Raw genomic sequence first — 13,205 nt, 5'->3', positions numbered from 1 at the left:
GGGTGAGATCAAGCCGAGCCAGGCTCAACCACTCTTCCTGCTGGTGTCCGCATGCCGGTGATCTGGAGTACACCGGATGCCAGGACGTTCGCTCGCGTGAAGGGATCTGGACATGCGCACCAGTCGGAGAGTCGTCGCCGCGATGGCCATCGCCGCAGTCGCAGCCCTGGCGGTACCACAGGTCGCCGCTGCCGCGCCCGTGGCCTGGGAATGCAACACGGGCAACATCTGCTTCTACACCGGCCCGGACGGCACCGGATCGCGGTGCATGTGGGACGTCGCCGACCCCGACTGGGCCACCGGCGGCACCGTCTGCTCCTGGGCGTTGACCACCAACGTCAAGTCGGTGTGGAACCGCGGCACCAGCAGTGCCAGCGGTGTCGCGTACTACCGCAACGTCGACTACGTCAACCGGGCCGGGTGTACTCGACAGGGCCAGAGCGGCAACCTCGCGGGCACCTACAAGCTCCGCTCCCACAAGTGGATCTCCGGTTCCTGCGGCTGACCTGCTCCTGGGGCACGGTGATCAACTGCTGCCCGAGGTCGTTGCTCGTCTGCACCCGGCTGGAAAGTCAGTGCGAGACCCAGGCATGCGTGGCGCGACCGCCGTCGCCACTCGGTTCCGGTGGCCGAGCGGGGAGTTCCTCCTCCGCGCCGACTGGACCACCCGGCACACCCACCGGTCGCTGCCCCGGTGCACACCGCACACCCCGGAGCGGGCGGCCAGGAATCGGCACCGTCGCGGTTCTCCGCGTCCTCACCGGCTTCTGCGGAGAAGGCCTTCACGATCGACCCAGCTCTGCTCGTGCCGCCAACTCCTCGGCATCCAGGGTGTGCTCGTGGTCGACGCCCAATGTTGATCGAAGGATGGGCAAGGCTTTCGCGAGCAGCGACCGCGCCAGGTCGATGTGTCCGGCGGCGAGTGCGGTGCTGGCATATCTGACTGTATAGGTAATCGTCGCGGAATGCTCGGAACCGTGCACTGCCGCGGAGAGCGAGATGGCGTGGCGGTGGAACTCGAACGCTGTCTCGTAATCTTCTTTCTCGTGCATGACGAAGGCGAGGCAGGACTGGATTTCGAGAAGGTCGATGTCTTTCTTCTCGCCGCTCCTGGACCATATCTTCATCGCGAGTCGCAGTCGGGAAAGAGCCTCGTCGTGCAGGCCGAGGCTGATGAGGCGGCTGGACGGCATGACCAACGACTTGATCAGTTCCGGGTGTTCGGCCCCGAGTGTTCTCTGGATGAGCTCGATCGCGAGGGTGAACGATGCGATGCCATCAGCCGGATTGTCGGCCATCTGGGCGGAACCGATGTGGTTCCACAGTTGTGCTTGCATCAACCGCTCGGGCCCCGAACCTGCTCGCTGAAACATCGGCAGGGCTTGCGTGAAGATCTGGATGGCCGTTGTGCGTTCTCCGCGGCGGCTCAGGGAAAGGCCTATCGCGAAGAGCAGTTGCCCCACGTGCGGGGCGATTCGCTGGGTCGGTTTCACGTCCGAGGCGACGGTGCGAATATGCGGATCCAGCCGCTCCATCTCGGGCCACGACTCCGGATGGCCGGGGCCGTGCGGCACGAGGCCCGCGAGCGCGCTGACGGCTGAAGACCGCCACGTCGCCTGCTCTTTCGGGGTCAGCCTGTCCCGAGTGACCTGCTGCACCAGTCGGTGGACGCGGACGACGTCGTCACGGGTACGGCTCAGCAGCGAGGTCGCTATCAGTTCACCAAGCGCGTTCTCGCGGTTCAACGGGTCGGCCGCCACCTCGCGCAGTGTGCGCGGGAGGTGGTCACTCGCACTGAACAACAGGTCGAGGGGTATCGAGTCGGGCGCCAAGAACGCGATGAAGTCCAGCAGCGCCTTCGCGACCGGGGACAAGACCTGGAAGTGCAGCAGCCAAGTGGTGGCAACGGTGTCCGGGTATCCCGCGGGTCTCGGACCGAGACGCAACAGTTCTTGGGCGGCGTTGCGGTACAGCTCCAGGTATCGCGTGACCGAGCAGGAGTGGACCTCGGTGTACGAGCGAGCCTGCGCCAGCGCCAGCGGGAGCCGCCCCAAGAGGTGGACCAGCTCTACCGTGGCGTTGTCAGGCGTCGTGGCGAAGAACGCCACGGCGTCCTCCGTGCTCATCTCCGTGACGTCGATCGGACGGGCGACCCCGGCCCAGTTCCGGTACCTGGTCGTGACGAGGACGTGACCTCGTTCCGAACTCGGGATCCTGGCCAACGCCTCCGGTCCCGTCGCGTTGTCCAGCACGAGCAACCAGTCGTGGTGCCTGCTCAGTTCCGCCGACAGCGAGGCGAGCACCTGCTGTTGCTCAAGGGAGGTGTCCAAGCCGAGCGCGAAGGCCAACGACATCAGGTCCGACATCAAGGTCTGGTCATCCTCGGCGCGCAACCACCACCGCACCGCATACTTCTCGCGGCCGCGGTGTGCGTACTCCAAGGCCAGTTGGCTCTTGCCGACTCCGCCCAATCCGCGGATCGCCGCTACGGGAAGCCGTGCCTCGAGTTCGGCGAACCACTTGTGCTGGCCGGTGAACTCCGGATTGCGCACCGGGAGGTTGTGCACGCCCTTCGCCGCCGACCAGTCCACGCTTGTGGATCGGCCCCCGAAACTCAAGTTGTCGATGTTTCTGGCCTGTACGGTGATGCCACTCGCGTGGGAAGCGAAGTTCACCAACCGAGGATGCTCTTCGATGTCCGGCGAGATCGGGCTGTCCTCGTTGCTCGGCTTCATCCGAACATGATGCCGGATCGCGGTGATCAGGGCAGGCGACCTGGTGCACCGCGGCGGACCACCCGCGGCGACGCTCCACAGTGGACGATCAGCGCTGGTCCGACCGGCGCCGGGGGCGTTCGGTGGTGGTCTCCGCGCTGGGGTTGACCAGGTTGAGCAGCATCATCGAGTCGTGGTCGACCGTGCCCGCGGGGGCCTGGTAGATGACCAGGCGCTGGTGGTCGATGGTGATGTCGAGGACCTCGTAGGTCAGCGCCATCCGGCCGACGTTGGGGTGGTTGAGCAGTTTGCGGCCGGTGGATAGGCTGCGGACGTCGTGCTGCTGCCAGAGGGCGCGGAACTCCTGGCTCTGCTCGCTGAGCTCGTCGACGAGGGTCTGCAGCGCGGGGGCGCCCGGCAGCAGGCCCTCCATCGCGTGCAGGTGCGCCACGGCGTTGTGGGCGATCGAACCCCAGTCCTCGAACAGCGTCGGCGCCACCGGGTGCAGGAAGATGTAGCGGACCGTGTTGCGGCGCGCGGGCGGCCACTCGTCCAAGCCCGCCAGCAGCGCCAGCCCGGCCGGGTTGGCGGCGAGCATGTCGTTCCACCGGTTCAGCACGTACGCCGGGGACGGGGTCACGGTGTCCAGCAGCTGGCGAACGGCGGGCCGCACGGCGCGCGGGGCGGGCGGCGTGGCCTGGGCGCGGTTGCCCGTGTGCGCGGCCAGCCGGAACAGGTGGTCGCGTTCCTCGCCCTCCAGCAGCAGGGTCGTGGCCAGCGACTCCAGCACCGCGATGCTCGGGTTGCGCTCGCGCCCCTGCTCCAGCCGCGTGTAGTAGTCCACGCTGACCCCGGCGGACGCGGCGACCTCCTCGCGCCGCAGGCCCTGCGTGCGGCGGACGGTGTGCCCGTTGTTCAACCCGATGTCGGCGGGCCGGACCTTCGCCCGGCGCGACCGCAGGAAGGTGCTGAGGTCCGTCTGCTGCGCCATGGACCCATGCTGCCACGGGCGCCCGGCCGCCGCCTGGGTGTGCGGCACCCAGGTAGCGCACACCTGGTGACGGCGCACCCGGGCAGCCGACTCCCAGGGTGGATCGCGTCCTGCCGCCGGGCCGCGCGGGCCAGCAGGGTTGGTGGCATGAGCGAGACAGCACAACCCCCAGAGGCCGGGCGGACCAGGCTCCTCGGAGGGGACCCGGTCGGCCTGTTCGGCCTCGGTTGCATGGGCATGAGCGAGTTCTACGGCGCGCACGACGACGCGCGGTCGACCGAGGTGCTGCACGCCGCCATCGACGCGGGCGTGACCCTGCTCGACACCGCCGACATGTACGGCGGCGGGCACAACGAGCGGCTCGTCGGCGCGGTCCTGCGCACCCGGAACGCGTTCGTGGCCACCAAGTTCGGCATCCGCCGCGACGGCGAGCGCCGGTGGAACGACTCCAGCCCCGGCTACCTGCGCACCGCCTGCGACGCGAGCCTGCGCAGGCTCGGCGTCGACACCATCGACCTGTACTACGCGCACCGCCTCGACGGCACCACTCCGGTGGAGGACACCGTCGGCGCGCTCGCCGAGCTCGTCCAGGCGGGCAAGGTGCGCCACATCGGCCTGTCCGAGGTCGACGCCGCCACGCTGCGCCGCGCGCACGCCGTGCACCCCATCGCGGCGGTGCAGAGCGAGTTGTCGCTGTGGACCCGGGACGTGGTGACCGACGGTGTCCTCGCCGCCGCCCGCGAGCTGGGCACCGCCCTGGTCGCGTACTCCCCGCTGGGCCGCGGTTTCCTCACCGGCGCCCTGCGCGACCGCGCGAGCCTCGCCGAGGACGACTTCCGCTTCACCAACCCGCGCTTCACCGAGACCAACCTGGCCGCGAACCTGCCGCTGCTCAGCGCGGTGGACCAGGTCGTCGAGCGCCACGGCGCGAGCCACGCGCAGATCGCGCTCGCCTGGGTGCTGGCGCAGGGCGAGGACGTCATCCCGATCCCGGGCACCCGCCGCCTCGACCACCTGCGGGAGAACCTGGCCGCCGCCGCGATCACCCTCACCGACGCCGAGGTGGCCGCGCTCGACGCCGCCTTCGCCCCGGACAAGGTGCACGGGCAGCGCTACCCGTCCGCCACCCTGCCGGTCACCGGCCCGGCACGCACCGAGGAGGCCAGGGCATGAGCGAGCGCGAGCAGGTGGGCCGGGAGGTCATGCTGGGCCTGGGCATCGACCCGGACGCGGTGATCGCGTCGGTCGCCCCGCTCGACGACCGCTTCGGCACCACGATCGTCGAGTACGCCTTCGGCGACATCGTCAGCAGGCCCGGCCTCGACCTGCGCACCCGCCAGCTCGTCACCCTGGCGCTGCTGGCCGCGCAGGGCGGCTGCGGGCCGCAGCTGGACACGCACATCCCCGCGACCCTGCGGGCGGGCGCCACCCGCGCGGAGATCGTCGCGCTGTTCGTCCACCTCACCCCGTACGTCGGGATCCCCCGTTCGCTCAACGCGCTGTACCAGGCGAAGGAGCTGTTCGCGGCGGCCGACTCCCAGGAGGGAACACCATGACCGCCCAACCCGACACGACCCTCCCGCCCGACGCGGTCGAGGACACCGACCCCCGCTCCTGGCCCGCGGTCTGGGTCCTGGGGCTCGGCACGTTCCTGTTCGTCACCACCGAACTGCTGCCCGTCGGCCTGCTCCCGTCCATCGGCGCGGGCGTGGGTGTCCCCGTCGGCATCGCCGGGCTCGTCGTGTCCGTCTACGGCGGTATCGCGGCGCTGACCGCGGCGCCGCTGACCTCGTGGGTGCGGCGGATGGACCGGCGCACGCTGCTGGTGTCGCTGCTGGGGTTGCTGGTCGTGGGCAACGTCATCTCCGCGGTCGCGCCGAACTACCTGGTGCTGATGCTGGGCCGGGTCGTGATCGCCTTCGCGCACGGCGTGTTCTGGTCCACCACACCGGCGGTCGGCACGCGCCTGGTCGAGCCGAAGAACGCGGTGCGCGCCCTGTCCGTCGTGCTGGGCGGGATCTCGGTCGCCTCGGTGGTCGGGGTGCCGTTGGGCACGGCCATCGGTCAGGCGGCGAACTGGCGGGTCGCGTTCCTGGCGGCCGCCGGGGCCGGTCTGCTGGTCCTGGTGGCGGTGCTGGTCCTGCTGCCGTCGATGAAGGCCCGCAACAGCGGCGGTCTGGCCGCGATCCCGCAGCTGCTGCGCAACGGCCCGTTCCTGGTGGCCATCTCGGTGGCGGCACTCACCATGATCGGCCACTACCTCGCCTACACCTACGTCACGCCCTACCTCGAGGACGTGGTGGGCATCTCGCCCGGCATGGTCAGCGTGCTGCTGCTGGTGTTCGGCGCGGCGGGCATCGCGGGCAACTTCCTCGCAGGCGGCGCCGTCGCCAGGGGGCTGCGCCGGGCGCTGGTGAGCGCGGTGGCCCTGCTGGCCGCGTCGCTGCTGGTGATCTCGCTGACCGGTGGCGCGTCGACCATCGCGGCGATCGTCCTGCTGGTGACCTGGGGGCTGTCGTACGCGGCGCTGCCGGTGTGCCTGCAGACCTTGGTGCTGCGGTCGGCGCCGAACGCCACCGACGCGGCGTCCTCGCTCTACGTCGCGGTGTTCAACGCCTCGATCGCCCTCGGCGCGCTCGGCGGCGGTATCGCCGTGGAATCCGCCGGAGTCGGCTCCGTCACGGCGGTGGGCGCGGTTCTCGTCGCCGCCGCGCTGATCGTCCTGCTGGTATCCCGGAAAACCCAGCAGAACGAAGGCTGAACCTGGCAGCATCCTGACGCGCTTCACAACTCGTGTCACGAAGTACGTGTTACGTTCGAACTCGTAGGGGATGCGTTGACGCGTCCCGCCGGGGAATTGTTCCAGCGTCGGACGGATCTGTTCCGGCGCGGGTATCGAAATCATCGACGAAAACGCACGTGATACCTGAGGGGGTATTTGTCATGTCCAGCGCGAGCAGCGGGATCGACTTAGCCAGCCGTGAGGACCAGGTCGGCGCCACGGTGGTCTGCCTGGTGGGGGACCGGTTCGCCGGGATGCGGGCCGTGCCGGGGGTGCACACCCTGAGCGAGCTGGTCGGCGACCTGCGCCGCGGCGGGCCGGTGCCCGCCGCGATCGTGGTCGGCCAGGGCGTCGGCGAGTACGAACTCGACTACCTGCACAGCGTGCTCGCCAAGCGCGGCAACGCCAACGAGACCGTGGTGCTCGGCATCGACGGCGCGCCGGTGGCCAGGTCGCTGGTGCACAAGCACCGCGAGCAGAACGTGCTGCTGTCGGACCTGCGCCCCGTCGCCGCCGGGCGCTGGGAAGCGGGTCTGGTGGTGCACGGGGAGAACGAGCTGCTGCTCGACCACCAGACCGGCCAGCACGTGCAGGGCATGGTCGTCACCGAGGCGATGCGGCAGATGTTCATCGCGGTGTTCGAGGCCGAGCACGGCGTGCGCTACCCCGAGCGGCACTACTACGTGGTGTGGAACTCGATCGACCTGACCTTCGAGTCGTTCCTGTTCCCGCTGCCCGCGCGGCTCACCTGCGAGATCGTGGAGTCCTCTGTGGAGGACCCGGAGCGGATGACATTCCGGGCGCGGATGGACCTCGCCCAGTCCGGCGCGGTCGCCGCGCACGCCGATATCCGTTTCGCCGCTTTCGACGATCACCGGATCAAGCGCTCGGAACTGCGCCGGGCGACGAGCGCGGTCGAATCGCTGGTCGGTCGCACCACCGGCGAGGGGGTGCTGAACCGATGAGAGTCGCCGCGTTCTTCGACGTCGACGAAACGTTGATCACCGTTAAGAGCATGTTCGACTTCCTGCGATTCCACCTCGCCGACGACCGCAGCCCCCGGCTCGGTCAGGCCGAGCGGTTCGCCGCGTTCGAGCAGGCCGCGGCCGGGGGCGGGCTGCCCCGCGCCGAGGCCAACCGCGAGTACTACCGGATCTACCGCGGCGTGCCCGCCGACCTGGTGGACGTGCAGGGCCGGGAGTGGTTCGAGCGGCGCCGCCGCACGCCGGGGTTCATCAACCCCCGGGTGGTCGGCGCGCTGGTCCGGCACCGGCTCGCGGGCCACCGGGTGGTCCTGGTGAGCGGGTCGTTCCCGGCCTGCGTCCAACCGCTCGCCGACGCCCTCGGCGCCCACCACCTGCTGTGCACCCGGCCCGAGGTCGGCGCGGACGGCCTGCTCACCGGCGCGGTCGACCGGTCGGTGATCGGCCCGGTCAAGGCGACCGCGATGCGCGAGGCGGCCGAGCGGTTCGACCTCTCGCTGCCGCTGAGCTTCGGCTACGGCGACCACGTCAGCGACCTGCCGCTGCTGCGCGAGGTCGGCAACCCGGTCGTGGTGGGTGCCGACCCGGAACTGGCCAGGCACGCCGAGGACAACCGGTGGCCGCGGCTCGCGGGGGTGGCGGCGTGAGCCAGGACTGCTTCTGCGGGTGCGCGCTGGCGGAGGCGGCCGACGGCCCCGCCGTGCACCGGGCGCCCATGCCCACCTCGGGCATCGGCATCCTCGGCTGCGGGGCCTACCTGCCCGACGAGGAGGTCGGCAACGACGTCGTCGCCGCCGAGGTCGGCGTCGAGGAGTCGTGGATCGAGCGCAAGACCGGCATCCTGGCCCGGCGCCGGGCCGCGCCGTGGCAGGCGGCGTCGGACCTGGCGGTGCCCGCCGCCGAGGCGGCGCTCGAGCGGGCCGGGCTGACCGCGGCCGACCTGTCGGTGATCATCATCGCCACGTCCACACCGGACTCGCCGCAGCCCGCCACGGCGTGCGTGGTGCAGGACAAGCTGGGCGCGGTCAACGCGGCCGCGTTCGACGTCAACGCCGTGTGCAGCGGTTTCGTGTTCGCCCTGGAGACCGCGCGCAGGCTCGTCGCCGACGGCGGGCACGCGCTCGTGGTCGGGGTGGACGTGTACTCGCGGATCCTCGACCACACCGACCGGCGCACCGCCGTGCTCTTCGGCGACGGCGCGGGCGCGGTGGTGGTCGGCCCGACCCGGCCCGGCCGCGGCATCGTCGCCTCGTCGCTGTCGAGCTACGGGCAGCACGCGGGTCTGATCGAGGTGCCCGGTGGCGGCAGCCGCGTCCCGCCGACCAAGGAGTCGCTGGCCGCGGGCGCGCACTACTTCAAGATGGACGGCCGCGCGGTGCGCGAGTTCGTCGACCGCGAGGTCCCCGTCGCGGTGCGCGGGTTCCTCGCGGACACCGGGCACGCCGACGACGCCGTCGCGCACTTCGTGCCGCACCAGGCCAACGGCCACATGGTGGCCGAGCTCGAGCGCACCCTGGCCTTCCCGACCGCCCGCACCCACGTCACCTTCGAGCGCTACGGCAACACCGGCGCCGCCTCGGTGCCCATCACGCTGGCCGCCGCCCAGCACGAGATCGCCGAGGGCGACCTGGTCCTGCTCACCGCCTTCGGCGGCGGCATGGCCATGGGCATGTCCCTCATCCGCTGGTGAACCCCCTCCGACGAAAGGAAAGTCCCATGGCCGCGACCACGCTGTTGGTCACCGAGGTCACCACCGCCGCCGACGCGCTGGATGCCGCCGCGAAGCAGTGGGCCGAGATCCGCCCCGAAGGCCACCTGTTCCGCTCGCTGGAGGGCTCGACGCTGCTGCGGCTCACCCCGCTCGCAGGCGTCGAGGCGCTGGCGGGCGAGACCGAGCTGTTCGAGCGCGAGTTCGCCGAGCTGGCCCCGTACGTCGCCGGTGACTTCCGCCGCCAGGTGTTGACGTTCGTCGAGGCCGCCAAGTCCACTGAGGACGCGGTGCCGCTGACCAGGTACGTGCAGCTGCGGCACATCGAGGTGCCGCCCGGCGTGTTCGCCGACTACCGGAAGTGGCGCGAGGGCACCATCTTCGACGTGGTGCGCCGCGCCGAGGAGGTCGAGGTGTTCCTGGCCTACCACTCGCTGCTGAGCACCGAGCCCGGCGTCATGTTCGTCTCCGGCTTCGACACCACCCCCGAGCGGTACGGGGCCGTGTTCGCCAGCGCCGAGTACCAGGAGATCGTCCGGCAGGCCGGGTCGGCCTACATCGCCGGTGGCGAGCGCGGGCTGTTCACCACGATCTACGAGCGCGTCACGGGCTGATGGTCGCCTTGACACCCACCACCCAGGGACCGCTGTACCCGCCCAGCGAGATCATGAACGCCGACGGCGACTTCGTCGTGGTGGGACGGGTCAACCGGCCCGCGCCCGACGGCGGCGTGGTCGCACCGTGGGGGTCGGCCATCGTCAGCGCGAAGAGCCCGGTGCCCGAGTTCGGCAGGCACCTGCCGCACGAGGTCCTGCGCGAGGTCACCCGGGCCGACGACGACATGGTGCTGTACACGTTGCCCACCCCGCTGCCGTGCAACAACTACGAGATGGTGTTCGCGCCGGACCAGCCACCCGCGGCCAGGATCCTGCCCAGCTACCCGCTGCACCAGGTGCCCATCCCGGACCTGCGCGCCGAGGACGGGCGCAAGGTCACCGAGCCGATCACCCTCGGCCGCTGGCTGCGGGCCAAGGGCGAGGTGTCGGTGCGGGTCTGCCCGGACGGCCACCACGCCGAGTTCGACTTCGAGTTCGCCGACCTCATCCCGAACAGCCTCTACACGGTGATGTCGCTGCGCGAGCTGGACCTCGACCCGGTCGCGGGGCCGACCAGGCCGGGACCGCTCGGCGTGCCCAACGTGTTCGTCACCGACCGCTGCGGCGCGGCCCGGTACTCGGCCACCCTGCCCGACCCGTTCCCGACCACGGATCGGCCGGGCCGCAACCGGATCATCAACGTCATCGTGCTGTGGATGAGCTACCAGCGCAGCTACGGCGGCGCCATCGGCCAGTACGGCCTGGGCGGCGACATCCACGCCCAGCTCAAGCTGACCGTCCCGTCCTTCCACGAGTACGCCACCACCCAGGAGCCCTGATGCCCATCCTGTCCGTCACCACCTGGCCGACCCCGGACGACAAGGTCCGCGAACTCGTGGAAGCCCTCACCACCACCATGCACCGCGTCACCGGCGCCCCCCTGGACAAGATCACCGTCCACGTCCACGAAATCGCCCCCGACCGCTGGGCCGAAGGCGGCGTCCTGGGCACCAACCCCGACTTCGCCACCCTCAGCCGCCGCCAGCAGTGAACTGTGGCCCCCGCCCCTTGTCCGGGGGGCGGGGGCCACTCCACCGCGCTCTCACCCGCCGACGACCAAGTGTCCGCGAGAGCGGGTACTCGTCCCCGCAGGCCCGCTCGGCGACGGCGCCGCCCGTTGGTCGACCTGTCGGCACCCGTCCGGTGTCAACGGTGTGCGCTCGAGCGTCGCGTGGTCGACAGGATCTCTATCGCGCACCGCCGGGGGCCGCGACCCGCCGGATTCAGTGCCGGCCTACCGCCAGCCCGAGCACGAGATGGTCGAGGTGTTGACCTGCGCGCAGACGCGGAACACGCGACTGGACGACGAACTGGTGGGATAGGCGGCGGGATTGTGGAACGGTTCCTGGCGGTGACCCCTCGGGATCCTGACGGCATTCTGTGGGTGCATCGCTCCACTAGGGTGCTTGGGCCAGGGCCCGACGCGCTGTCCCGGCGGCGACAACCAGTACAGCCGCGAACAACACGTAGGAGGCCAGCAACCCGCCGGAGCTCTCCGACGAGCTGAGTGTGCCGCCGATGGCGCGTCCCAGCAGTTGTCCGGTGCACTCGGCCGTGATGACCGCGGCAGCGAGGTCCGTCGCGGTGAACGCACCCGAACTCGAAGTCGTCGACCTGATGTACAAGCCGGGATAGGAAAGTCCCACCCCGATCCCGCCCGCTGCCCAGGCGACGACTGCCACCGCGAAGGGCATGCTGACGACCAGCCCCGCGGTCAGCACGGCGGTTCCGAGGGCGGCCAGACCAAGGCCGATGGAGGGAAGGCTCCGTGTGTTCCGCGACGAGGTGAACCGGGTTGCGAGCAGGCTCGTCAACCCCCAGCACAGCGGCGCCGCGCTCAGGACGATCGCTGCCTGCCCGAGGCTCATCCGCAATCCGGAGGTCAGCAACACGGTGATCAGGCTGTCCGCGCCGAAGTAGCCGACCGCGAACAACACCATCGTGCCGAGAGCGGCAGGGGTTCCCGGGCTGAACCGCGCGGTCCCCTCCGGCAGGAGGCTGACCATCCCCGCCAGCGCCACCGCGGCGCCGATGATGGCCAACGGCCACCACTGCACGCTCAGCACCACACCCGCGGCGCCCAACGGGATCAACAGCGTTCGAACCAGCGGGCGGTGGGCGGACTCCTCCGGGGGGTCACCGCGAACGGTGCGCACCACGAGCAACCGTCCGAAGAGGACGAATGGTAGCGGGACGAGCAGGGTCCAGCGCCACCCCACGAGGTGTTGCAGACCCAGGGTCGCGGCTGGTCCGACCAAGGCGGGCAGGATCCACATCGCCGATGAGGCCGCCACCACCTGGATGCGCAGTTGCTCGTCCAGGTGGCGGATCGCGGAACTGATGCCGAAGACCGCCAGGAGCCCACTCGCGAGCCCGTTGGCGAACTGCCCCGCGGCGAACACCCACGCTGCCTGGGAAGTCGCGGCCAGGACGAGCCCGCCGATGTAGATGACGATCCCGACCCCGAGCGCGCCCCGGGTGCCCAGCACGCGCAGAACCCGGCTCGCCAGAGGCAGCGCCACGAACAACCCCAACGTCGACCCGGCGATCAGCAGTGCCAGGTCGTTGCGCGCACCCAAATCAGGGGCGATGACGGGCAACAGCGTGGCGGCGACGAAACTGGTCACCGCGGCAGCGAATTCAAGCGAGACGATCCCGATCGCCAGAATCAAGGACCCAGTCTTCTGATTCACACGACCATCAGACATTCCGGCACGTTAGCATCCAAGTCCGATGTCTACCACGCGGCCATCAGTCACGGTTTCCGCGAGGCCCCCGCACGGCGATTTCCAGCAGGCAGGGCTCGAGCGGTCGCAGCAGGTGATCTTGGTGTTCGGCGGGAACGTCCTCTGTCACGTCCAGGGGGCACGCGGGTGCTGTGCGCGACGGTGAAGTCACGGTCCCTACGACCGTGCGCGGGCTCATGCCCTCCGGCCTGTGACGGAGGTCTTCCGGCCCAGTGGTCGCGCGAGGTAGCCGCCCGTCACGGGGCGAAGACGCCGTAGTAGTCAGGTGCCGGGTTCTCCCGCTGGGTGCGCAGGTCGTCGTGGCGGATCTCGGTGATCGTGGAGTCGCGGGGGAGTGCAGGGCGGCCGAGTTGCCCTGGGTGACCAGCAGGCGCGCCTCGCTGTTGAGGCGTACGGCCGCGCAGGTCCCGCTCCCGTTCCAGAGCACGGACCCATCGCGGAGATCGATGACGTGGAACTCGCCGCTGGTCTCGTTGTCCGGTGCTATCACCGCTCCGGCCCCTCGGCTGCGTCACCCACTCGCGCGCTCCGCGTCCCACATCTCACTCGCAGGCGGCGCCTGGGACCCGTTGCGGGGCAACCAGACCGAGGTGGGGGAGTTGGTTGGGTCTGTCGTCCTCACGT

The 13,205-nt window shown here is 70.3% G+C and carries 13 protein-coding genes; 10 read left to right on the top strand and 3 right to left on the bottom strand.

The window, feature by feature from the left end; genetic code table 11:
* Positions 1-112: 112 nt before the first annotated feature.
* A complete protein-coding gene (locus tag BMY07_RS03885; RefSeq protein WP_092775050.1) occupies positions 113-505 on the top strand; it encodes a peptidase inhibitor family I36 protein in 393 nt (130 codons plus the stop codon).
* Positions 506-782: 277 nt separating this feature from the next.
* Here BMY07_RS03885 and fxsT read toward each other — a convergent pair whose 3' ends face one another.
* Positions 783-2,735: an FxSxx-COOH system tetratricopeptide repeat protein gene (gene fxsT / locus BMY07_RS03880; protein ID WP_092775049.1), complete on the bottom strand. Its 1,953-nt coding sequence runs from the start codon at positions 2,733-2,735 to the stop codon at positions 783-785.
* Positions 2,736-2,823: 88 nt separating this feature from the next.
* The gene (locus tag BMY07_RS03875) at positions 2,824-3,705 is read right to left on the bottom strand and encodes a helix-turn-helix transcriptional regulator (RefSeq protein WP_092775431.1); all 882 of its coding nucleotides are present in this window, start codon (positions 3,703-3,705) and stop codon (positions 2,824-2,826) included.
* 147 nt (positions 3,706-3,852) lie between these two features.
* On the opposite strand from BMY07_RS03875, the gene BMY07_RS03870 reads away from it, so the two are divergent.
* The 9 genes from BMY07_RS03870 to BMY07_RS03830 all read left to right on the top strand — a co-directional run bounded on the left by BMY07_RS03870 (position 3,853) and on the right by BMY07_RS03830 (position 10,825).
* Complete coding sequence (locus tag BMY07_RS03870; protein ID WP_092775048.1) at positions 3,853-4,878, top strand: aldo/keto reductase; 1,026 nt, start codon at positions 3,853-3,855, stop codon at positions 4,876-4,878.
* Positions 4,875-5,261: a carboxymuconolactone decarboxylase family protein gene (locus tag BMY07_RS03865; protein ID WP_092775047.1), complete on the top strand. Its 387-nt coding sequence runs from the start codon at positions 4,875-4,877 to the stop codon at positions 5,259-5,261. Before BMY07_RS03870 ends, BMY07_RS03865 begins: the two co-directional genes overlap by 4 nt.
* Positions 5,258-6,466 (top strand): MFS transporter, encoded by a 1,209-nt coding sequence (locus BMY07_RS03860; protein ID WP_092775046.1) that lies wholly within the window; start codon positions 5,258-5,260, stop codon positions 6,464-6,466. The genes BMY07_RS03865 and BMY07_RS03860 overlap by 4 nt, the downstream gene beginning before the upstream one ends.
* Before the next feature lie 182 nt (positions 6,467-6,648).
* Positions 6,649-7,452, top strand: a complete 804-nt coding sequence (locus BMY07_RS03855; protein ID WP_092775045.1) for an AfsA-related hotdog domain-containing protein — start codon at positions 6,649-6,651, stop codon at positions 7,450-7,452.
* Positions 7,449-8,117, top strand: a complete 669-nt coding sequence (locus BMY07_RS03850; protein WP_092775044.1) for an HAD family hydrolase — start codon at positions 7,449-7,451, stop codon at positions 8,115-8,117. Before BMY07_RS03855 ends, BMY07_RS03850 begins: the two co-directional genes overlap by 4 nt.
* Positions 8,114-9,160 (top strand): 3-oxoacyl-ACP synthase III family protein, encoded by a 1,047-nt coding sequence (locus tag BMY07_RS03845; RefSeq protein ID WP_245782186.1) that lies wholly within the window; start codon positions 8,114-8,116, stop codon positions 9,158-9,160. Before BMY07_RS03850 ends, BMY07_RS03845 begins: the two co-directional genes overlap by 4 nt.
* Positions 9,161-9,186: 26 nt before the next feature.
* Positions 9,187-9,792, top strand: a complete 606-nt coding sequence (locus tag BMY07_RS03840) for a hypothetical protein (protein WP_092775043.1) — start codon at positions 9,187-9,189, stop codon at positions 9,790-9,792.
* Positions 9,792-10,613, top strand: coding sequence for a hypothetical protein (locus BMY07_RS03835; protein ID WP_092775042.1), 822 nt, complete (start codon positions 9,792-9,794; stop codon positions 10,611-10,613). The genes BMY07_RS03840 and BMY07_RS03835 overlap by 1 nt, the downstream gene beginning before the upstream one ends.
* Entirely contained in the window at positions 10,613-10,825 is a 213-nt protein-coding gene (locus BMY07_RS03830; protein WP_092775041.1) for a tautomerase family protein, read from the top strand. Before BMY07_RS03835 ends, BMY07_RS03830 begins: the two co-directional genes overlap by 1 nt.
* Before the next feature lie 406 nt (positions 10,826-11,231).
* Here BMY07_RS03830 and BMY07_RS03825 read toward each other — a convergent pair whose 3' ends face one another.
* On the bottom strand, positions 11,232-12,542 hold the full coding sequence (locus BMY07_RS03825) for an MFS transporter (RefSeq protein ID WP_092775040.1): 1,311 nt from the start codon (positions 12,540-12,542) through the stop codon (positions 11,232-11,234).
* Positions 12,543-13,205 lie beyond the last annotated feature (663 nt).

Source organism: Actinokineospora terrae (genome assembly GCF_900111175.1).
In the GTDB taxonomy this organism is placed as follows: domain Bacteria; phylum Actinomycetota; class Actinomycetes; order Mycobacteriales; family Pseudonocardiaceae; genus Actinokineospora; species Actinokineospora terrae.
This window is presented reverse-complemented; position numbering and strand designations above follow the sequence as displayed.